The sequence below is a fragment of the Segatella oris genome, from assembly GCF_900637655.1.
Lineage (GTDB): Bacteria > Bacteroidota > Bacteroidia > Bacteroidales > Bacteroidaceae > Prevotella > Prevotella oris.
Window position 1 is genome coordinate 1,199,859 of sequence record NZ_LR134384.1, and the last position, 20,826, is coordinate 1,220,684.

General features: G+C 44.5%; 15 protein-coding genes. 7 read left to right on the top strand and 8 right to left on the bottom strand.

Annotated elements, in window-relative coordinates; genetic code table 11:
• Positions 1-737: 737 nt before the first annotated feature.
• The 5 genes from EL210_RS04860 to EL210_RS04880 are packed head-to-tail and all read left to right on the top strand — an operon-like array spanning position 738 to position 10,274.
• A complete protein-coding gene (locus EL210_RS04860; RefSeq protein ID WP_025879614.1) occupies positions 738-3,941 on the top strand; it encodes a SusC/RagA family TonB-linked outer membrane protein in 3,204 nt (1,067 codons plus the stop codon).
• A gap of 53 nt (positions 3,942-3,994) precedes the next feature.
• Positions 3,995-5,746 carry a RagB/SusD family nutrient uptake outer membrane protein gene (locus tag EL210_RS04865; RefSeq protein WP_018919842.1) on the top strand — a complete coding sequence of 584 codons (1,752 nt, stop codon included), beginning with the start codon at positions 3,995-3,997 and terminating at the stop codon, positions 5,744-5,746.
• A gap of 37 nt (positions 5,747-5,783) precedes the next feature.
• Positions 5,784-7,556 (top strand): hypothetical protein, encoded by a 1,773-nt coding sequence (locus EL210_RS04870; protein WP_018919841.1) that lies wholly within the window; start codon positions 5,784-5,786, stop codon positions 7,554-7,556.
• A 30-nt stretch (positions 7,557-7,586) separates the two neighbouring features.
• Positions 7,587-9,218, top strand: coding sequence for an arabinan endo-1,5-alpha-L-arabinosidase (locus EL210_RS04875; protein ID WP_018919840.1), 1,632 nt, complete (start codon positions 7,587-7,589; stop codon positions 9,216-9,218).
• A gap of 6 nt (positions 9,219-9,224) precedes the next feature.
• Positions 9,225-10,274, top strand: coding sequence for an arabinan endo-1,5-alpha-L-arabinosidase (locus tag EL210_RS04880; protein WP_025879615.1), 1,050 nt, complete (start codon positions 9,225-9,227; stop codon positions 10,272-10,274).
• 23 nt (positions 10,275-10,297) lie between these two features.
• Here EL210_RS04880 and EL210_RS04885 read toward each other — a convergent pair whose 3' ends face one another.
• The 5 genes from EL210_RS04885 to EL210_RS04905 form a co-directional block, all read right to left on the bottom strand.
• Positions 10,298-10,792 carry a pyridoxamine 5'-phosphate oxidase family protein gene (locus tag EL210_RS04885; protein WP_018919838.1) on the bottom strand — a complete coding sequence of 165 codons (495 nt, stop codon included), beginning with the start codon at positions 10,790-10,792 and terminating at the stop codon, positions 10,298-10,300.
• An 83-nt stretch (positions 10,793-10,875) separates the two neighbouring features.
• Positions 10,876-11,274, bottom strand: a complete 399-nt coding sequence (locus EL210_RS04890) for a hypothetical protein (RefSeq protein WP_018919837.1) — start codon at positions 11,272-11,274, stop codon at positions 10,876-10,878.
• A gap of 61 nt (positions 11,275-11,335) precedes the next feature.
• Positions 11,336-12,154 (bottom strand): Cof-type HAD-IIB family hydrolase, encoded by an 819-nt coding sequence (locus EL210_RS04895; RefSeq protein WP_025879616.1) that lies wholly within the window; start codon positions 12,152-12,154, stop codon positions 11,336-11,338.
• 479 nt (positions 12,155-12,633) lie between these two features.
• Positions 12,634-12,867 (bottom strand): hypothetical protein, encoded by a 234-nt coding sequence (locus EL210_RS04900; protein WP_018919834.1) that lies wholly within the window; start codon positions 12,865-12,867, stop codon positions 12,634-12,636.
• A 9-nt stretch (positions 12,868-12,876) separates the two neighbouring features.
• Positions 12,877-13,113 carry a DUF3791 domain-containing protein gene (locus EL210_RS04905; protein WP_025879617.1) on the bottom strand — a complete coding sequence of 79 codons (237 nt, stop codon included), beginning with the start codon at positions 13,111-13,113 and terminating at the stop codon, positions 12,877-12,879.
• 251 nt (positions 13,114-13,364) lie between these two features.
• Here EL210_RS04905 and EL210_RS04910 point away from each other — a divergent pair, with 251 nt between their 5' ends.
• On the top strand, positions 13,365-14,546 hold the full coding sequence (locus EL210_RS04910; protein WP_018919832.1) for a M12 family metallopeptidase: 1,182 nt from the start codon (positions 13,365-13,367) through the stop codon (positions 14,544-14,546).
• 6 nt (positions 14,547-14,552) lie between these two features.
• Positions 14,553-14,909: a DUF4377 domain-containing protein gene (locus EL210_RS04915; protein WP_004371324.1), complete on the top strand. Its 357-nt coding sequence runs from the start codon at positions 14,553-14,555 to the stop codon at positions 14,907-14,909.
• Positions 14,910-15,116: 207 nt separating this feature from the next.
• Here EL210_RS04915 and EL210_RS04920 read toward each other — a convergent pair whose 3' ends face one another.
• From EL210_RS04920 to EL210_RS04930, 3 genes are read right to left on the bottom strand one after another with little or no spacing between them, the layout of a single operon-like run.
• Positions 15,117-17,471: a beta-galactosidase gene (locus tag EL210_RS04920; RefSeq protein WP_018919830.1), complete on the bottom strand. Its 2,355-nt coding sequence runs from the start codon at positions 17,469-17,471 to the stop codon at positions 15,117-15,119.
• A gap of 2 nt (positions 17,472-17,473) precedes the next feature.
• Positions 17,474-19,033, bottom strand: coding sequence for a glycoside hydrolase (locus EL210_RS04925; protein ID WP_018919829.1), 1,560 nt, complete (start codon positions 19,031-19,033; stop codon positions 17,474-17,476).
• On the bottom strand, positions 19,030-20,775 hold the full coding sequence (locus EL210_RS04930; protein ID WP_018919828.1) for a glycoside hydrolase: 1,746 nt from the start codon (positions 20,773-20,775) through the stop codon (positions 19,030-19,032). The genes EL210_RS04925 and EL210_RS04930 overlap by 4 nt, the downstream gene beginning before the upstream one ends.
• Positions 20,776-20,826 lie beyond the last annotated feature (51 nt).

Sequence of the window (20,826 nt, forward strand, 5' to 3'; positions counted from 1 at the left end):
CCTGCAATTTGAGCTGTGAGGCGTTGCGGTTTGACGCAAAACAGCGCGCTGTTTGGGTCAGAATACCGCGTGATATGATGCAGATTGCAGTGTAATTCGATACAAAACATGTCGCTTTTTAATGTGATTTCAGCTTGTTTCTTGTGCTGAAATTCATAACAACTTGATTATCAATAGATTGTAACCTTCAAGAAAACGGGCCTTATTTGGAGCGAGGACAGCTCTTATTTTAAATACGCGAGTATTCTGAAAGCAATTGTAAAGGTTTTTTAGAAAAGTCGTTTTTTACTTCATTATTTGTAATTATACGGCCAGAGTTCAATCTATTTTGTTAATGACGTTCCGTTGAAAGGTTGAGCAGTATGATTGCTCTTGTTATGCCATTCTAATGGACTTGTCAGAAAACTAAATGTGAAGCTGTTCTCAATCCATATTATATTTTAATCTTTTGTCCACCTTTTTGTGTCGTTTTGTCCACCTTCCGTTTTTCCACTTTCCCTATCTTTGTCGGCGTAAACCTAATGAGTACAGCTATTAACCCCTATATATAGAGGAGAATTTTCATGAATAGGAAAATGCGGCAGACATGCGATTGCCGTTTTAACAAACTACTGTTTGCAGTCTGTATTTCAAGAAACAATGTTGTGAAGTAGTCTATGTCATGAAGTGGCTTGGCTTGAAGTTTGTCGATAAGAAAAGCTGAAGATTTATCAATAACAACCTAAAAATAACTAAAAATGAGGAAACAACTAATCTCTGTGATGCTTTGTCTGGCAGCATTGGGCAGTCTGATGACCAGTCCGATGCCTGTGAGTGCTTCGGTATTGCAGTCACAAACCATCAAAACACAAGGTCAGGTGGTTGACGAACAGGGTGAACCTCTCATCGGTGTGAATGTGATGGTGAAAGGTTCAAGAACAGGTGCGGTGACCGATCTTGACGGTAAATTCCAGTTGGAAGTGCCCGCCAATGCAACGCTTGTCATCAGCTATGTGGGTTATAAAAGTCGCGAGGTTGCCGTTCGTAGCAGGGCAATCCTTGATGCCGTACAGCTGTCTCCGGATAACCATGTGCTTGATCAAGTGGTTGTAGTGGGCTATGGAACGCAGAAGAAAGCCGACCTTACGGGTTCTGTATCTATCGTGAATGCCGAGGATTTGAAAAAGGTTTCAAACTCCAATATATCGACAATGCTTGAGGGAAAGGTGCCAGGTGTGCAAATCACTACAGACGGACAACCGGGTGCCGACCCTATGGTTAGAATTCGAGGCATCGGTTCTTTCGGCAGTACTGCACCTCTATATGTGGTCGATGGTGTGCCCGTTGGTACGACCATTCGCGATTTTTCACCTAATGATATAGCCTCCATTCAAGTGTTGAAAGATGCTGCAGCCGGTGCAATCTATGGCTCGCGAGCTGCCAACGGCGTGATTATCATCACGACAAAGAACGGTCAGAAAGACCAACCTTTGAAAGTTGATTACTCTGGTTACGTGGGAGTTGACAAGATTTCGAGTGGTGTTTACGATGTGATGAATGCCGACCAATACAGCCAGTATATAGGTCAGGCATGTACAAACTCGGGTACTCCTATTCCCGGAGGCTATAAGTTGAACCCTGAAACGGGGCGTTATCAGTTTATGGATAACACCGATACCGATTGGTTTAACGAGGTGTTTAAGACAGGAGTCAGGCAGAATCACAATGTAAACCTCAGCGGTGGCGGTGCACACAACACCTATAATATCGCGCTTGACTACTTCCAACAGAAGGGAACTCTTGAGGGGGCAGGCCCCAACTACAAGCGTTATACGGCTCGTGTGAACAACACTATGGAAACGAAGTTCATTAAGTTCCGCACGAGTTTCGTCTATTCGCACTCCAATCAGGATAATATGGGACTCTCTAATGCCTCAGAATACGTGCAAGGTCTTTATGGAGACGTGAGCAATGTGTTGCGTGGAACGCTGTTGATGCAGCCTACAATCAAGGCATACGACCCTTCTACGTGGGTGCTTGACGACAAGGTGGGTTTGGCAAATGGCTATAAATACGATGCATACGGGTATGGAGTGTACTATGATAACATTCATGGTGACATCTCGGCTTCCAATCCTTTGCTCGTAAATCACCTCTTGCAGCGCAACACTTTGGTAGACCGTTTCGTGGGGAATGGCTCTGCTGACGTTGATTTGTTCAAGATGTTGGGCCTTAACAACAAGAACCACAGCTTGCATTACAATCTGAACCTCTCTTACAGTAAGACGCATGCGAAGGACTTTACGTGGATTTCGGCATGGGCACAAAGCAACCGTGTGTACTTAGATAAGAGTAATGAGCGACTCACGAAAGGCAGCCGTGACTATACAGATGCCTTGATTGAGAACACACTGACTTATGATGGGCATGTCGGTAAGCACAACATCAACCTCGTGTTGGGTCAGACCTACGAGGAAGAGCATACCGATTTGTTGACAGGGCAGGGCATTAATATGAACGAACCCTATTTCCTACAGCTGCAAAACAGTAAGAAACAATATGCCGAATCCTTTGAATTTACCCATGCGTTGAGTTCTTTCATTGGTCGCTTGAACTACAACTACGATGAGAAATATCTGCTTTCATTGGTCGTTCGACGTGACGGAAGCTCCCGTTTGACGCGAGCCATCCGTTGGGGAACGTTTCCTTCGGTGTCATTAGGTTGGCGTTTCGACAAAGAAAAGTTCTTTCCTATCAGTCGAGATGTGGTCAATATGTTCAAGGTTCGTGCCAGTTATGGTGTGCTTGGCAATGAGAATATCGGCGAATATCAATACATGGCAACCATGGCACGCAACAATATGACCTACAGTTTCAATAATAAACCGGTGTCGGGTTCGGCAGTTTCGACCTTTGTCAATCAGAACATAGCTTGGGAAAAGAAGAAAACGACGAACGTTGGAATTGATGTTGCCATGTTCAACAACCGCTTGGAGTTCACTGCCGAATGGTATAAGAACCGCTCGGAAGACTTGCTCTATGGTGTTCCTGTGCCCGAACAGGCTGGCGTTTCCAACACATCGGTGACGATGAATGCGGCTTCTATGGATAACAGTGGCTTTGAATTCTCGGCTACTTACCGCAATCGCGACCACGTGCTGAAGTATGAAATCGGTGCCAATTTGAGCACATTGAAGAATAAGGTCACTTCTTTGGGATTTGGAGACAAATATATCACGGGCGCATATGCTACATATGTGGGGCGCGAAATCGGCAAATTCTATGGCTGGGTGTATGAAGGCATTGCCCGTACACAGGCAGATTTAGACAATCATGCTACGCAGCAAGGAGCCAATATCGGTGATTGCCTGTATAAAGATGTAAGTGGGCCGAACGGAGTTCCTGACGGCAAGATTGATGAAAACGACCAAGTGGTTTTGGGAAGCGGACTTCCCAAGGTGAACTTTGGAGTGAATGTCCGGTTGGAATACAAGAACTTTGACTTGAATATCTCTACCTATGGTGCGCTCAACTATCATGTGTCTGATGATATCTACAATAGTCTGAACTCATGCTATGGCTGGGGAAACAAATCGGTGGACATGCTTGATGCCAACCGTTATTCGGAAGATGGGGCAACCTATCTGTCGGATGTGCCCCGCACCTATGTGACTAATAATGCAACTTTAGGTTGGAACGACCTCTTCAGTTCGCGCAAAATACAGAATGCAGCCTATTGGAAGATTGCTAATGTAGAGTTGGGTTACAATTTCCCTAATAAGTGGTTTGGTGGTCTTGTCAGTGGTGTGCGTGCCTATATCTCGGCACAGAACCTCTATACTTTCACCAAATACCATGGTTATAACGTTGACTATGCAGGTGGAACCTTTACTCCAGGCTATAATTTCTGTTCTTTCCCGAGTGCACGCAGTGTGATGTTTGGCCTTCACTTTACATTCTAATGGCTTGCAGATATATCCAATTCATCATGTAAAACATTAATAGATTATACAAAATGAAACTATATAAACTATCTCTTGCCCTTGTGTTGGGGCTTGGCATGCTTGCTTCTTGTGGCGATAAATTAGAGTTGGTGAACCCCAATCAGCAGACAACGGGAACCTTTGGTTTTAATGCTGACGACTTGGAAGAGAGCGTTATAGCAGCTTATAACCATATCCGTATGGAGGGTTCTTATGCTCGTGTGGGATATATGATTGATGTATGCCGGGGTGATGAGGCTTGGAACTCATCACAGGTTTGGTATCTTCCATTCGACGATTTGAATGCACCAGTGACGCATGACATTTCGTTTTGGCCTTGGCGTGAATGGTATTACACCATTAATGTGTGTAATTTCGGTATCTCGCGTTGTGGAGATAATGATGCGGTTTTAAGTGAGAGAATGCGCCGTATCAAGGGGCAGATGCTTTTCCTTCGTGCATTGTCTTATTATAACCTTGCCGGATATTATCAGAATCCACCGTTGATTACCGACTATGCCGGCTATTCTACGTTGGATGGTCTTTATGGAAAGAACAGTTCGTATGACGAGGTTTTGGACCAAGTGGAAAAGGATTTCCAAGAGGCTATGACTTTACTTCCGTCACGTGATGCCGGTGGAGAGTGGGCCGGTGGACGTGCTACGAGTGGTGCAGCAGCTGGGTATTACGCCCGCACATTGATGCAACGCCATAAGTATAGCGAGGCTCTTGCGGTGCTGAAAGATATCATTGGTAGGAAATATGGCACTTATAAGCTGATGCCCAACTATGGAGATAACTTCCGGGAAGGCTCGAAATATGAGAATAATGCCGAGAGTCTGTTTGAAGTTCAGTTCTTGGATAAAGAATCACAGGGAACAGATGATGAGTGGACTCCTGTTAATACGAGTGTCAATGCCACACAAGGCTCAGCGATAGAAAGCAACTTTGCTCCTGGTGTTTATGGTGGTTGGGCTGATGTTTCGGCCTCTCCTTGGCTCTATCAGCTGTTTAAGCAGGAGCGAACAATCAAGGGTAAGCTTGATCCTCGCCTTTATTGGACTATCGGAACGTATGAAACTGATTGGGAAGGATTTGAGAATGGCAATGTAGGGTATACCAAACCAATGACTGCAACAGATACAGTGGTGACCAATAATAATAATGGTGGACTGCCAATTGCAAAGAATACCAATATGCGTACAGGGCTTTACGACAAGGTTGTGACTGGCTTGCACGATGGTATTAACTTACGTCTGATGCGCTATTCTGATGTGCTCTTGCGTGCTGCCGAATGTGAGAACGAGGTGAATGGGCCTACGCAACAGGCGATTGATTGGATTAATCAAGTACGTCAACGTGCGGGATTAGTAGGTCTGAAATTAGCTGATTTCCCCACAGCGGATAAGTTGTTTGAGCAGATTGCCAACGTAGAACGCCCGAAAGAATTCGGCTGTGAGTTCGGTCGTGGCTTTGATTTGATACGCTGGGGCTTCTTCTATAGCGCTGACAGATTACAGCAATTGAAAGAACACGGCACGTTCCGTCGCTCGGTTCATCATGCCAAAGATGCTGTCAGTTATACACAAGTGGGCATTGATCCAGAACTGAAAAGTTCTTACGATACCTATGCTCAAGGGCATGAGTTCTTGCCAATTGTACAGGAATTAACAAATAAGAATCCTAATCTTGAAGGTAATTCAGCCAATTATGGCAGTAATAATGCCACTTATTTCTTGGGAAAGGGCTGGACAGTTCGCCCTGTTGTAAGTCTTAGCCATTAAGTTGTTAGCTATTCATTCACTTCAAAAAACCAAACGTATGAAATATATTCATCAAATAAAGTCAGTCATATTTCTGGCTGTTATGGGCTTGCTGACATTGACAGGTTGCGAGGGTGGCGACCTTTATAATGTTGATGCGCCCGATTGGATTTCTCAGAAAATAGATTCTATCAATAAGTCTAAACAAGACACGGGAGAGGAAGTACTCGTTGGAATGCAGGAGGATGTGTATTCTATTGGGGAAAAAGACTTCACCTCGGGCTTTTGGCAACAGTTCTCAAAGTATTATGTTGTACCAGAAAATACGAAATGGAACGCTGTGTTCAATTTGAACATAAACCCTAATGACAATACTTATTATAAGAACTTTGCTTTGATAATAACGAATGATGTAGACCGAGGCGGGGAAGGTTATGCGGAGTATGGCGCCATCCGTTTTGATGCAACGGGCGACTCTGCAAAGTTCAATTCACAATGGGGTGGGCTTTATTTCAAGTATACTAAAAGCACTTTATTGCTTTCACCAGTTGATAATAAGGATGAAAAAGTGCAGCAGTTGGGTGGAAAGATTACGCTGACAGTAGACCGTTCGCGTCCGGATACATTCTTGGTGAAGATGACCAATGGCGCTGTTACCAAGACTTTCACGCAGCCTTACAAGTTAGCTAATCGCAATGCTGATGCCTCTAATCATAACATACGGTGCTTCTTGTGTCCAGAAGGCTCTTATATCGACTTCTTACAAACGAATATCGTTCCTGTCGGTGGCTTGACTTCTGCCAAGGACAAGGCTCCGCTTTCGATGAAGTTACAGAATGTTCCCGATGAAATAGGACAAGGAGTAACCCTCGAAGAAGCCATGGCCAACGTTTCGGCAGAGGTGACTTATGAGGAAGGAGTAACCAAAATTGTGCCTGCATCTGAACTCTATTTCTCCGCAATTCCAGACATCAACGAGGTTGGAGAGAAGCAGCTTGTCGTCATTTATAATAAGACTTTCAAGGGCGAAAATGCTGCAAAGCCGATCGTTGCCAATGCCAAATTCAATGTTGTAGCAAAGATTAATGCTATCAAAGTGACGAAACAACCGACGCGTACACATTATTATTTCTGTAATGCTGAGGGTATTCATGGCATTACTGACCGCACTTTGGCGTTCGATAAGACAGGATTGGAGGTAACAGCCACCTATGGTAATGGCAAAGTTGCTGTGATAGATAATTCCAAGCTCTCGTTCTCTGCGATACCGGCAAAGGCTGGAAATCATACTGTAACCATTAAGACTGAAAACGGGAAAGTTGCTACTGTAACGGTGAATGTTTCAGCTTCTAAGGTTACTTCTGCCACTGTCACACCTTCTCTCTTGGGTGCTACGGATAATTCAAGCGCATGGTGGTCGTTGCATACCGACAATATCAAGGTTCCGGTGGGTGAAACTCGCATGGTGAAATTCACGAACTATAGCAGCAAGGCAAATAACTGGAACAACTTTGTCATTGTGCTTCGGGCAAGTGATAATTCAGAATATGGTGTATTCCGTTCTGACAACTATGGTTGGGGAAATGGTTATGCGGCATGTTCTCATGAGGGAACTCAAGGCGATTGGGCTACATGGCTTGCTGCCATGAATGGTGCCAAGGTCACAGTTTATGTCACCAATGTCAATAATGGAACTGCAGATGTACAGGCGGTGATGAAAGGAACCGACGGGAAAACCTATACACAATATTATATCGGTGTGAATACTGTGAACCCAGCTGACTTGAATTTCGGCTTCACGATTGACAGTTGCCACTTAGTGTTTAATTAAATCAAATCGTTTTATTCCTAAAACAAGTCTATGAAAACAAATAAGATGCTATTGATTTCATTCCTTACAGCCCTCTCTTTTGCGGGATGTTCGGAAGATGACAATATAGAGTATGTCAATCCGGGAAGTAAGGTGAAGACCGATGTTGTCATTACTGATGATCAAAATCTCAATGATGATTACACGAATATTGCCGATTGGAGCAATCGTTTCAAGTGGAACCTTGCCAATGTTCACGACCCCAGTGTGGTATTAGCTGACGATGGTTATTACTATATGTACCAGACAGATGCCAGTTATGGCAATGCTCATGTGGGCGAAGGTCAGGCTCGTGGACATTTCTACTGCCGCAGATCAAAAGACCTTGTCAATTGGGAATTCATGGGGCCGACGATGCATGGTGTGCCTACATGGATGAAGGCAAAGTTGAATGAGATACGAAAAGCTATGGGACTTGGCACCTCTACGACTGATTTCCGAAATCAAAATCAGTTTGGTTACTGGGCACCTTGTGTGCGTCGCATCAGCAAAGACCTTTATCGGATGTACTATGTCGTGACGCTTCCCGGTACAATCAATGGTGCTGGAACATGGAGCGAACGTTGTTTCATCGGTTTAATGGAAACCAAAAATCCGGCAGATATCGACTCATGGGTAGACAAAGGATATGTTGTTACGAACTATTCCGATCTTGAACTCAATTATAAAGTCAGTGCAACGGATTACGCTCATTGCTATTTCAAGTATAATGCTATCGACCCGTCTCTGATTATCAATGAGAAAGGAGAGCACTGGTTGGTTTACGGTTCATGGCACAGTGGCTTTGCTGCCATGCAACTTGACCCTTCAACAGGCAAGCCCTTGCACGCTTTAGGCAATCCATGGGGCAAGGAGAATGAAGCTTCTTACGGTAAGTTTATCTATACTCGTCAACTTGGAAACCGTTGGCAGGCAAGCGAAGCGCCTGAAGTTGTCTATCATGACGGCTATTACTATCTCTTTATTGCCTATGACGAACTCTCGGTTGCCTATAATACCCGCGTGGTACGTTCCAAGAATATTGACGGCCCTTACTATGACATTACGGGCAAGGATGTTACTAATCATGGCGGAGATGCTTATCCTATCCTGACTCATCCCTATAAATTCGGCAATCATCATGGTTGGGTTGGCATCAGCCACTGTGCTGTTTTCAATGATGGAAAGGGCAACTGGTATTATGCTTCACAACAACGTTTTCCCGAAAACTATAAGGGTAATGCCAACAGTAACGCCTTAATGTTGGGTGGTGTGCGTTCTATCATTTGGACATCTGACGGTTGGCCGCTTGTTCTTCCAGAGCGTTATGCAGGCATAACACAAAAGGCAATCACCGAAACTGAATTGCTTGGCGACTGGCAGCATATCAATTTAGCTTATCACTATAAGAAACAGGATGCGTCAGTAGCCATGACATTGGGCAGCGACCATAAGGTAAAGTCTGGTTGGAAGGCCGGTAAAGCATGGACGTTTGATGCTTCCAAGAATGTGTTGACCATTGATAATGAACGGTTCTACCTGAGACGTGAACTTGATTGGGAGGCAAATCCCCGTAAGGAGACCATTGTTTATGTAGGTCTCAGCAAGGATGGTAAGACCACATATTGGGGAAAGAAAGTCTGATTTGGAATGAAGTTTCAACTCCGATGCGGTCTTCATAGCATAGCCACAGGGTTCAGGACGTTGTCCTGGACTTGTGGCTTGCTGTGTGCGGTGGCTGCTTACGGGCAGGAATCAATGAGGAGTTTCGCTGTAGATACACCCTCCGTTCACGATCCCGTCATGGCTTTTGAAAACGGAACCTACCACCTTTACTCCACAGGAAATGGCCTCAGCCACTACACATCCCATGATATGAAGCATTGGACAGGCTGTCGTCAAGGCGTCATTACAGACATTCCACAATGGACTCGCGACTCTGTTCCCGGGTTTACACAGCATGTCTGGGCGCCCGACATCATTCAGTTCAACGGTCGTTGGTATCTTTCTTATGCCTGTTCTTCCTTTGGCAAGAACACGTCGGCTATCGGATTGCTCTCCAAGTCTTCGCTCAACAGCGATGAGCCGTGGCATGATGAGGGTTGTATTCTTGCTTCCCGAGGCGGCAGAGACAATTGGAATGCCATCGATCCCAATGTTATCGTTGCCCAAGATGGTACACCTTGGCTCGCATTCGGTTCCTTTTGGGACGGAATTCAACTTGTGCGTCTTGACAGTTCATTGCATGTTGCTCCAGGAGAGCGGCCCTTTACGATAGCCCGCCGCTATGCACCGACCCATCCAAACGTGGCAGATAATCCCACTTCAGATGAGGCCGGACCGAATGCAATAGAAGCCCCTTTCATCTATTTTCATCGAGGTTGGTATTATCTTTTTGTGAGTTGGGACTATTGTTGCCAAGGTATGAAAAGCACATATCGCATTGCTGTGGGACGGAGTCGGCAGATTATGGGGCCTTATCTCGACAGTCACGGGCGCGATATGCTGAAAGGTGGCGGTGATATTCTGTTTGAAGGAGACAAAAACGAATTTGAAGCCGTGGGCCATTGTGCCGTCTATACAGTGAAAGGCAAGCCCATGTTGATTTGTCATGGATATAGCATTGCCAGAGGAGGCACACCTGTTCTTGTGAAAAGAAACCTCAAGTTTAATGCTCATGGCCTTTCTCTCGCAAAATAAGAGCTTGGTCTGTATCTCCCTTTTCAGTCTGCGGTATGCACATGTTTGCATTTGCCGCTGTACTCACTGAAATCAATGCGGATGATATTCACACGGTGGAAAGATTTCTGGGAATATTTGGCACCAAGTGCTTTGAAGTCGGGTGAAAGTTTATCTACTAATTTCAAAAGGGCTGCCATGCGTTCTTCGGGGGTGAGATGAATATGAGCTACTCCCTTCAGTACCACGCTTTCATATTCCGTGGTGAACTTACCGGGCAGGAGATTTACGTTGCCAATGATGCAGAAACTCACGTTGGGGTTCTTCTCCAAGGCCTCTAATTTGCGACCTCCAGGTGCACAATGCATATAAATGGAACTCTCACCGTCCCACACAAAGTTTAGAGGAACGCCATAAGCTGTTCCTTCTTGGTCGACCATACTTAGTACACCATATTCTGAAGTGCTGAGCAATTCAATGGCACGTGCCTCGTCCATCAGTCTGTCTTGACGGCGGACAGTTTCATTAACATATTTCATTTGATGATCTTAAAAGGCGTCTTGTCTGCCCATTCGCAGATAAGACGCCGTTGTTTTCAGCGGTCTGACCCTCTGTTTCTGATTTATTTCTCTTTCTTTTTAACTGCTTTTCTGAACGTTTCATTGTCAACAACAATGGAATGTTCATGGGTATCCATGAATACGCTGACGGAGATTGGACGGTCAATACCCTTGCGGCTGAGTCGGCAGGAAGCCTGACTTTCGTTCTTTTCCATTACTCCCCATGAATCATAGTCATATTTCGTGTTCTTGCATTCCACCGTTCCGTCGGCTTTCAAAGTGATTGACTTTCCACCGTCATAGCTTTTGTATTCGCCGGCATTCGCCTGCATGAAAGCTGTGTCTACCGGTTCTTCCTGCATTTCGGCAGTAGGCATTTCTGCCTTTACTTTCTTTTGTTGATTGCAGGCGGTGAGTCCAAACGAAAGGGCGATTGCTGCGAGGATAATACTCTTCTTCATATGTTATCTTTTTAATGTTTATTTGACAAAAGTAGAAAATCCCCTTGATGTTTCCAAGCATTTAAGCCTTTTTTGCATCTCCTTTGATAATGCCATGGGCGATAAGGGCATTGCGTATGCCGTCATCATCAACAGAAGTGGTTACGTCATCAGCCACGTTTTTCACGCTTTCCCGGGCGTTTCCCATGGCTACGCCAATGCCGGCTTGTCGGATAATACTGATGTCGTTGCCTCCGTCACCAAAGGCCATGGTCTCGCTGATAGCCAATCCTTCATGGGCTGCTATGGCCAAAAGACCTTGTCCTTTGTCGGCTTTCACGTGTGTGATATCAGTGAAATCATCACACCACCGCCCTGAAATGCAGTGCTTTACCTTCGGCATAAGTTCTGCTTCCTGTGCTTCAGAGATGAAAGGAGTAAGCTGAAGTATGGGGTTCGCGAGTAACTCTTCTGCGGGTTTGTCGTAGTCAATGGTGTTGACTCCAAGCCCCTTTCGAAACACTTTGTCTACGATATCCTTGTAGTTGTAGATAGCAATGTCGTCAATTCCTACGACAACCACCGGCCGTTCCCAACGTAAGGCTGCATCAAGAATCTGTCGGACTTCGGGCATAGGGATATCATGACAGCAGACAACCTTGCGTTCTCCGTCGCGGTTGATGAAGCAAAAGGCGCCGTTGGCCGTGATATATCCGTCGATGAGATGGCTGATAGCACCGATGTTTGTGATAATCGAGACAGGGCGTCCTGTAGAGATATAGATGTTGATGCCCCTGGCTTTTGCCTCCGTGAGCGCATCAATGGTCGATTGGGGTATCGTGTGTGTGCGAAACGAAACCAATGTTCCGTCAACATCAAAGAATAGAGCTTTTATCATCATCAGTGCTTGAATGTTCACTGCAAAGATAGTGAAAGTTTCCTAAACCCATGATGATTGCCCTGTGAAATTATCCCTTAGGCGCATCAGTTTCTTTCTTTCAATCTCCCCATTCGACTCTTCTTTCGCGAAATCCCATGGCCCGGCACCACTGACAGTGTCTCTTTATGCCATGTAAATCCTAACGTGTTGAAAATCAACAGTATAGTACTTGTGTTCTCATTTGGGTCATTTCATCGTGCAATCTCAGTCACTTTGCCTTGTAATCTCAGTCAGATTACCGTGTAATATGAGGCATATTGCAAACCGTTCTCATAGCACTTTCATGGCTTTCTCAAAAAGACTGTTCATCATGAGGCTTGAAAGCATGAGAAAAGGAAACGTTTAATAGGATTTTCCTGCATACAGAAATAATCATTTTCCGTAGCTGATATGGATTTAATACAGGATATATTGCCAGACAGAGAGTTGCTGGAGAGTGGTTAACGGCGGTAGTCTCCGGTTGTCAATTCCTGCTGGAGATAGGAGTACACGTAGCCTGCACTCTGATAGAATAAGCCTGTTTGTTCGTCTTGAAGCCTGTTGAACGTGTCAGAGTTGTACAGTATGTCCACGGCTTCTTGTTGTGAAAAGTGCCAGTTTTGCATCAACAGACAGATGAGTTTGGCGCTTATGTCTTCTTTCATTATCTCTATTTGTCCTTCAGTCAGTGTCATGATAGAGTATCATTGTCTGTAGTTTTGCAGTCTTCCACCATTGCGCAGGCAGATAATGGATATATCGTGAATGGCGTCTTCGAATGATTGCGTGTGCAAGACATCATAGAATGAATAGAGATAATCCAGTCCTTTAAAGCGTTTCAGATAGTTGAAAGCCTGCTTTTGTCCAAGATTAAACTTCCTGGCAAACTCGCTAATGAAGGCTATGACGTATCTAATCTGATTTAATTCTTCCCTTGATATGGTTGCTTCTTTGTGTACTATTGGCAAATATAATGCTTTATTTTTTATGTAGCAAGCATTTGTATATTAAACTTTTGAAACCCGAATTTAGGAGTTACTGATTACTACAAGCTACTGTTTTAGTTATAGAAGTTCCTTGCATTTCAACTTATTTAAATTAACGTTAAAACATCTTTTTTTAACAAAAAAGTTTGCTTTAATCGTTTTTTTTGTATAATTTTGTATTGTTAATAATCTAAAATGAAAATAATATGAAGAAGCTGTTGATTTTATTCTTAGGAATAGTGATGTTCTGTTCTTGTAATAATGAGCAAGATTTTGCCACTCCTACAGTAGAGAAAACAAATTTCTACTCAGAGGGATATGTTCCAAAAGGAACTGTTTCCACCATTACGCTTAATAATGGGTTAAAGGTTTTTATGGATCAAGATAGTACATTTTTTGTAAATGATATCGTATTCCCAAGGAATTTAATAGACTCCCTCATGAACCATAAGGGAACAAGATCTTCTGTCATAGGCGACTATTTACATTTCTGGCCATATAATAAAGTCCCTTATGAAATTGAAGGTAACCTTGATAATTTAGATTTATCTATGATAAATGATGCTATGCAAACTATATCAGAAAACTGCTATATAACTTTTGTGAGAGCCTCTTCAAAAGATAGGCACAAAATAGTTATTAGAGTTGATAATGCTGCTGGCCTATATTCAGACTATATAGGAATGAACCCTAATGGATTTAATAGAATTCATTTAGAAAAATATAGATATATTAAAGGTAATGTAATTCATGAATTAATGCATTGTTTGGGTTTTTATCACGAGCAATGTAGAATGGATAGGGATGACTATATAACTATCCTTTGGGAAAATATGATTCCTACTTCGAATATTAGATACCAATACAAAAAGCGTGATAAAAATGGGTATGATTTGGGGACTTTGGATACGGAATCAATTATGATGTATGATAGTAAAGATGGAAGTAAAGATGGTAGTGATGTTATGTTATTAAAAAATGGGAAGTATATTGAAAAGCAAAGAGACCATCTTTCTGCAGGTGATATAGCAGGATTAAACTTTTTATATGGTCCTATAATAAATCTATCTGTGAAAATATCAAATGCAGATGATCCAAATAATGAAAGTCCTACTGATCATTATTATTGCTATACAAATACAATTTCATTTACATCAAAAGACGGTTTGACTCTAAAATTGAAATATCCGCGTCTCGTAGTTGCGAGATTTAATACAGAGAATCAAACAACAACGTCTGGTCCATTAAATACTGGGAGTGAACTTAAATATATCATAATTCCTGCAGATATAGATTATTATAAATTAGAAGACACATTTGAATCTATATCTTCAAGCCAAGCAGGAATAGAGCGACTTGAGCGTACGTGGTATTCAATTCTAAATTAAAAAAGTATGAAAAAATATTATTCCTTAGTATTGCTTTCGGTGATGATAGCTTTATTGTCAAGTGCATGTTCGTCTGATGACGAAGAAAAACAAGTTTTTACTGTGGCATCAAAGACTGTAGTTCTGCCCTATGGCGAGGGACAACCAACAAGGTTGTACTATGTAAAAACACCTTCAGGCAGCACTTGGAGTCCCACTTTCATTGAAAATCTGGACTATGAACCAGGTTATGAGTATGTTATTGAGGTGAAGGAAACTGGTTTCCGCACAGACTATATGGGCTATATCTGCCTGCGTGTGCTGTCGAAAACCAAGAAAGAATCAGAAGGATTGCCCAATATAATGCCGAAGAAGACCAACTGAGGAAACCATGATGTTAAGAAGGGAGATTGCAAAAGAGGCAGCTATTTCCCAGTCTTTGCACTTCGGTTGATATGAAAAGAGACTGGCTGATGACGGTTACCGTATGACCATTCTTTATAAACCAAAGGCAGGGTTGGCGTGGATGCGCCGACCCTGCCTTATCTGTAGGAAATCCTATAAGGGGCATATTACAGCCCAACTTGCTTGCTAATATACATAAATCTTATATCCTTTCATTGCTCCCGGAGTTTCTTTTTCGGTGCGAGAGAGGATTTGTAGCCCCGTGAGCGTTTGCACTTCACCAAGATCTATGACGAGCAAATGGGGGAAAGAGCTGCCTTCTTGTGTCTTCCAATACGTTGTTTCCTGTTGGTCAAAAGCCTTATCTCCCGTGTGATTACCGTCTTCTTCTTCACTGTCTGCATATTTTACAGACCACGAATCGCGTGAGATGCGGTAGTCTTCAGCATTGAGGGCGTAGAGTTCGGCTATGGCGACATAGTCTTTGTTGCCATGAACGTTCTGACATTCTATGGCGATGTAGCGGCCTTTGGCAGGGCAATCGAATTGTACGGTCTGGCAGAGGTCAGTAGCAACGAGTTCTCCTTGTGCCACAGGTTGGGCCGAGTTGAGGTCTGGGCGGTCACCTTGATTATTGTGTTTGTTGGTCTTTTCCAACTGCAGTTTATTCAGTTCAGGTTGGTCTTGTCCCCAAACAACGGGCGCTTTCGGGCCGACAATATCCATGACGATGATTTCATTGCGTCCTTTCTTCAGCCAGCAACCTGGAAGGTAGAGTGTCTGTTGAGGCCCGATACGCCAGAAGCGACCGAGCGCATGACCATTGACATAGACCTGACCTTTGCCCCATTGTTCAAGATTTAGGAACGTGTCGCCCACCTTTTTCAGGTCGAAGTAACCGCGATAATAGCCGATAGACTGCGAGGAAAAGTTGATAGGACTGAAGCAACGATAGGTTTCATTCAGTTTATCGAATGCATGTTGTGCGTTTTGATAGCTGTCGGGAATAGGTGCAATAACCCAGTTTTTGAGATTATAGGTTAGTTCGTGCCCATTCATTTCAGTGTGGATAGTCACACTTTCAGTGATACCCTTAAAGTCTTTTACGGCCCGTCCGAAGTTGATGCGCCCCATAGCTTCGATAAGAATGGTTAGTTTTGTCCCCTTTTTTACGGGTGGAAGCATGATGCTTTTCTCATTCTTGGTGCGGTCTATGGTACCGATGAGTTTGTTATCAATAAAGATTTGTGTATAATCGTGTGCTTCGTTGAGAGACAACCGACTTGACTTTTCAATTTGAGGAAGTTTGGTTTCGTAGAACATTGCCCCCCAACCAAGATTCATTTCCTCAAAACTCTTGATGTCATGGCTCATTGTTGGCATACTCATCCCTAAGTCAAGCGGGCAGAATTCGGTCAGTGTCATCTTCGGAATCGTGATGATTAGTGCTGCCGGTTTAGGCACCTTGGGAAGCGGTTTGCCTCCGTTGTACTTCTGCATTGTCTTGCGTAGTTCCCAAAACTTAGGCGTAGCATGGCCATATTCGTTGATAGGGGCATCGTAATCATAGGACGTAACGTCGGGTGCAAAGCCCGGACTGTTGGCTCCTGCCCAATGACCGAAGGAGGTTCCTCCGTGAGTCATGTAGAGCGAAAAGGAGATATTCTTGCTCAACATCTCGTCAATGCCTTCTACCATTGCCTTTGCCGGGCGCGTTTCATGACGTGCTCCCCACTTGTCAAACCAGCCACTCCAGAATTCAGAACACATCAGTGGGGCATCGGGGCGTAGCTCTTTGAGGCGCTTAAACTGTGCATCAATGTTTGAACCTGTGCCGAAATTCATCGTCCAGACCAAGTTGTCGAGTCCGTTGTTCTCGAAGTTGCTGGCCCAATCGCATTGAAACAGCGTTACTTTGTCGAAGCCCGAAGCCTTCACGATGTCGCGAATTTGGCTCACATATTTCTTGTTTACGCCGTAGGAACCATATTCATTCTCTACTTGCACCATGATGATTGGTCCACCATTTTGTATGGTCAGCGGGGCCAACTGGCGCCCCACTTCTGCCTCGAAAGCCTTTACACGTGCCATGAAATAAGGGTCGTCTTCGCGCAGTCGGATGTCTTTTTTCTTCAAGAGCCACCAGGGAAGTCCTCCCATTTCCCATTCAGCACACACGTAAGGACCAGGGCGCACGATGACATACATGCCGTTTTTCTGAGCTATACGACAGAAAGCAGCCACGTCATTGTTGCCCGTGAAGTCGAATTGTCCCTCTTGTTGTTCGTGGATATTCCAGAAGACATAGAGGCAAACGGTGTTCATGCCGAGCGATTTGCACATTTTAATGCGCTGTTCCCAGTAGGGACGCGAGATGCGGGGATAGTGAAGCTCGGCTGCTTTGACCACAAAAGGCTGCCCATTAAGCAGGAATGTGTTCTTGCCGACCGTGAAATCGCCACCGCGAGCCTGTGCCGTTAGCGTGGCAAGGCTTAGAACCAATGTGGCAATGATAGTTTTGATGTGAAACTTTCTGTTCATGTCTATGGTGTGATGAATGTCGTTATGGATTGCGGTTCGAGGGTGATATGGCCATTGGTGACACCTACAGGACGAAGATTTTCGCCTGTTACGTCTGATGTGCGATATTGTTTCCACGCAGGTTTTCTTTCGGGTAAGGGTAGGTTTATCGTGCGAGTGCCTTCTGAATAGTTGATAGCTACAACGACCCAACTGCCGTCTTGGTTCTTGTAGGCCGACAGCATAAGTCCGTAAGGTTCGGTGTCACCGTCCTTGATGAGGCTACCTTGTGTATCGAAAACCTGCATGTCGTAGCGTCTGGCACTAGGTCTGATGAAGCGGCTGTAGTTTCCCAAGGCCCAAAGAAGTTTGGAGTCAATGGCTTTTCCACTTTTCCAGCCGTCGTTGCTCAATACCCGAATGAGTCCGTCGCGATAGTCGCCACCGAGTGCTCTCCACCAAGACCAGCTCTCGGCATTGCCATAAACGAGGTCGTGATGAATGACACGAGCCACATAGAGCGCTGTGCGCATGGAATAATCAAAGTAATGTCCGCCACCTATTTCTTCGTCATTGTTCATGATACAAAGTTCTGTTTGCCAGTAGCGTAGTCCATAATGACGCAGTGTGTCACGTAATTCTTCACGAATACGGCGCATCTCTTTGACAGGTGTATTGGTCCAATAGCTGTGTGCCATGATAACATTTGGAATGCCATAGCAATCTCCGAGATAGGTTCGTGTACTGTCTTTTGAGAAGAAAGTGCGGATTTGATAGCCACGTTGCCAATCTGTTTCGTGCGTTCTCAAAAGGCATAAGAGGTTACTGCTTTCGTTGACCATAATCTTTGTTTGCAGGCGTTGACGTTTGAATTCCTTGCTGATTGCTTTGGCTAAACGTGCTACTTCGGCATTCGTGGCAGGTGAGCCTTCTTGCTTAGGTCCTATCCAATTCCAGTGTCCATCGGGTTCGTTGACAGGGCAAAGGTAGTCAAAATGGATGCTGTCATGCTGTTCAATACCTCGCATGACGTTAGCCGTGAAGCGTGCAACCTTGTTATATGCATCATCACGCAGATTGATAGTGCCCCCTCGCCCTGTGTTTGTGGCCCAACCGTTTTTCGTGAAATAAACAGGAACAGAGTTCATGAAAGCCAAGAAATGGGGTACACCACGCTCCTTGGCTAACTTGAGGAAGTTGCGTTGTCCCTGTTGTTTGGTCCAGTCATAAGTACCGTCAGGGCGTAGGAAACACTCCGTCCGTGTCGGTAGATTGATGTGTGAACTGTCACCTTGTTCCTCACTTCCTGCGCCAAGATTGAAGCGCCAGACTGACAATCCAATGCCACGTGGCTGACCGTTGGCATCATTTTGGGTACTGAAAAGCCAGTCGGCAATCTGTTCCTGCTGCTGTTTGGGCCACAATCCTACGTATTTCATGCTCCATGCGTCAGATGCTCCGAAGTGCATAATGGTCTGTTCGGGCCTGTCGGTCATGATACGATAGGTGGAAGTTTGCGCTGAAACTGCTTCATAAATACACAGGCTCAAAGTCCCTGCAAATATAAGTTTATGGATTTTCATTTGGAGATTTTTGTGCCGTTAATGATATATATGCCTTCGGGAAGTTTGTCAATATCGGCTGAAGAGTTTGCCGCCTTCTGACCACAGAGATTAAAAATGCCTTCCTGTTGAGCGGACTTGTCAGCTTGGATAGCTTTGACATTCATAGGAACTGACAGGTTGAATACTAATGTTACAACACTTCGAGGTTTGATAATATTGCGTGTCGTCAGATTGGTAAACGACAGGTCGGGCGTCAGGTTGTTGTCTTTGTCGGTGATGTATGCCTTGACAGAGCTGACATTCTGCACGAAGCTGTCGTTGTTCATCTTGATACCTTTGGCCACATTCTTCATGTTGACAAACACTGCAATTACTTCTTTGCCATTGGGAGAAAGGTAAGCACTGCCCATCAGGGAATTGATATCATCGGCTCCTGCAAGTGAGATACGGCGGTAACCTGGGCGGATGAAACGGCTGAAGTTGCCTAAAACCCACAGGTTAGGGGTTGCGGTGACAGTGCCACCATTCTTGATGTCACCGTAGCTTTCATATCCGTTATCGCCTGTAGCGTTGAGGCGAAGCAGTTCAAAACGGTTTTTCTGTGAGTAGCGTGATTGTGCCATGGCGGTCCAGTATGACCATGAAATCATGTTACCTTGTGTGAGTCCGATGTGTATCAGTTTACCCATAAAGAGGGCAATATCCATGTCTGAGGCAGCATCATATGACGAAGGGAAGCCTGTTTCTGTAGAAGGTTCGCGATCAAGCATACTCCATTCGGTCTGCATCAGCTGTAAACCATATTTTTGTGCAGCGGTCAAAGCCTTGGTTCGTGTCGTTATTAAAGCGTTGTTACTCCCAAAAGTCCAGTAGTCATGACCTGCAACAATTTTGGCAACATGGCTGAGATTGCCGATATAAGTATCGGCGTTGGCAGGATTCCAAAAGGCTTCTATCTGATTGGAAGCACGTCCGCCATAGTCGTTGGCGTGTTGATAAGTGCGGTTCCAAGAACTTGCTTCTGGAGTCATGATTAGTGTAGAGAGGTTGTGGTTTGAGAGTGATTTGTCGAGTTCACGTACCAACTTGCTGATTTCTTTGTTCTGCCAGGGCGAACCTTCCTGGCCATCTGTCCAGTTGAAAGCCGGCTCATTGACGGGTGAAATGTAAGTAATGGGATAACCTTTTGCGGTGAAATGCTCAGCACAAGTGGCCAGGAACTCGGCGAATTTATTATAGGCATCATCCTTCAGATTGGCGTTGGAAGCATTGTTCTTGTTGTTGGCGAGTCCATTCTTTGTCATGTATACGGGAGCGGAATTGGAGAAAAGTACGAAATGCTCGACATCATATTGCTTGGCCTGTTGCATGAAAAACTGCTGCCCTTGGGCCTTATTCCAATTGTAAGTACCATCGCTGTTGAGGTAACATTCAACACGTCTGCTCTCATCGGCAATATTACTTGCTACACCTTGTTCGGCACTTCCTGCACCAAGATTTATACGCCAGGCTGATAAGCCGATGCCTTTGGGTTTACCATCACTTTCAATATCTTTGCTGAAAAGCCATTCGGCAGCTTGTTTTTTCTGGATATCATTGAAATAACGTCCTACATATTCAGCAGTCCAACAATCGGATGCACCGAAGTCCGCAATAGTTTGATACTTTGTATTAGGGTTGATAGCAATGTTAAAAGTGGATTGAGCGTAGGATGATGTGATACAAGCCAGCGTTAAGGCATATAGATAGCATCTTCTCATATCTGTATTGTTTGGGTCTTAAAGACCTCTTCCAGCCCCTTGAAAGAGTTG

Excerpts from the sequence above, each read along its gene's own strand:
- EL210_RS04885 (WP_018919838.1), bottom strand. The coding sequence starts at position 10,792 with ATGAAATATGTTAATGAAACTGTCCGCCGTCAAGACAGACTGATGGAC.
- EL210_RS04900 (WP_018919834.1), bottom strand. The coding sequence starts at position 12,867 with ATGACACTGACTGAAGGACAAATAGAGATAATGAAAGAAGACATAAGC.
- EL210_RS04895 (WP_025879616.1), bottom strand. The coding sequence starts at position 12,154 with ATGATGATAAAAGCTCTATTCTTTGATGTTGACGGAACATTGGTTTCG.
- EL210_RS04910 (WP_018919832.1), top strand. The coding sequence starts at position 13,365 with ATGAAGAAGCTGTTGATTTTATTCTTAGGAATAGTGATGTTCTGTTCT.
- EL210_RS04870 (WP_018919841.1), top strand. The coding sequence starts at position 5,784 with ATGAAATATATTCATCAAATAAAGTCAGTCATATTTCTGGCTGTTATG.
- EL210_RS04875 (WP_018919840.1), top strand. The coding sequence starts at position 7,587 with ATGAAAACAAATAAGATGCTATTGATTTCATTCCTTACAGCCCTCTCT.
- EL210_RS04930 (WP_018919828.1), bottom strand. The coding sequence starts at position 20,775 with ATGAGAAGATGCTATCTATATGCCTTAACGCTGGCTTGTATCACATCA.
- EL210_RS04925 (WP_018919829.1), bottom strand. The coding sequence starts at position 19,033 with ATGAAAATCCATAAACTTATATTTGCAGGGACTTTGAGCCTGTGTATT.
- EL210_RS04860 (WP_025879614.1), top strand. The coding sequence starts at position 738 with ATGAGGAAACAACTAATCTCTGTGATGCTTTGTCTGGCAGCATTGGGC.
- EL210_RS04890 (WP_018919837.1), bottom strand. The coding sequence starts at position 11,274 with ATGAAGAAGAGTATTATCCTCGCAGCAATCGCCCTTTCGTTTGGACTC.
- EL210_RS04915 (WP_004371324.1), top strand. The coding sequence starts at position 14,553 with ATGAAAAAATATTATTCCTTAGTATTGCTTTCGGTGATGATAGCTTTA.
- EL210_RS04880 (WP_025879615.1), top strand. The coding sequence starts at position 9,225 with ATGAAGTTTCAACTCCGATGCGGTCTTCATAGCATAGCCACAGGGTTC.
- EL210_RS04865 (WP_018919842.1), top strand. The coding sequence starts at position 3,995 with ATGAAACTATATAAACTATCTCTTGCCCTTGTGTTGGGGCTTGGCATG.
- EL210_RS04920 (WP_018919830.1), bottom strand. The coding sequence starts at position 17,471 with ATGAACAGAAAGTTTCACATCAAAACTATCATTGCCACATTGGTTCTA.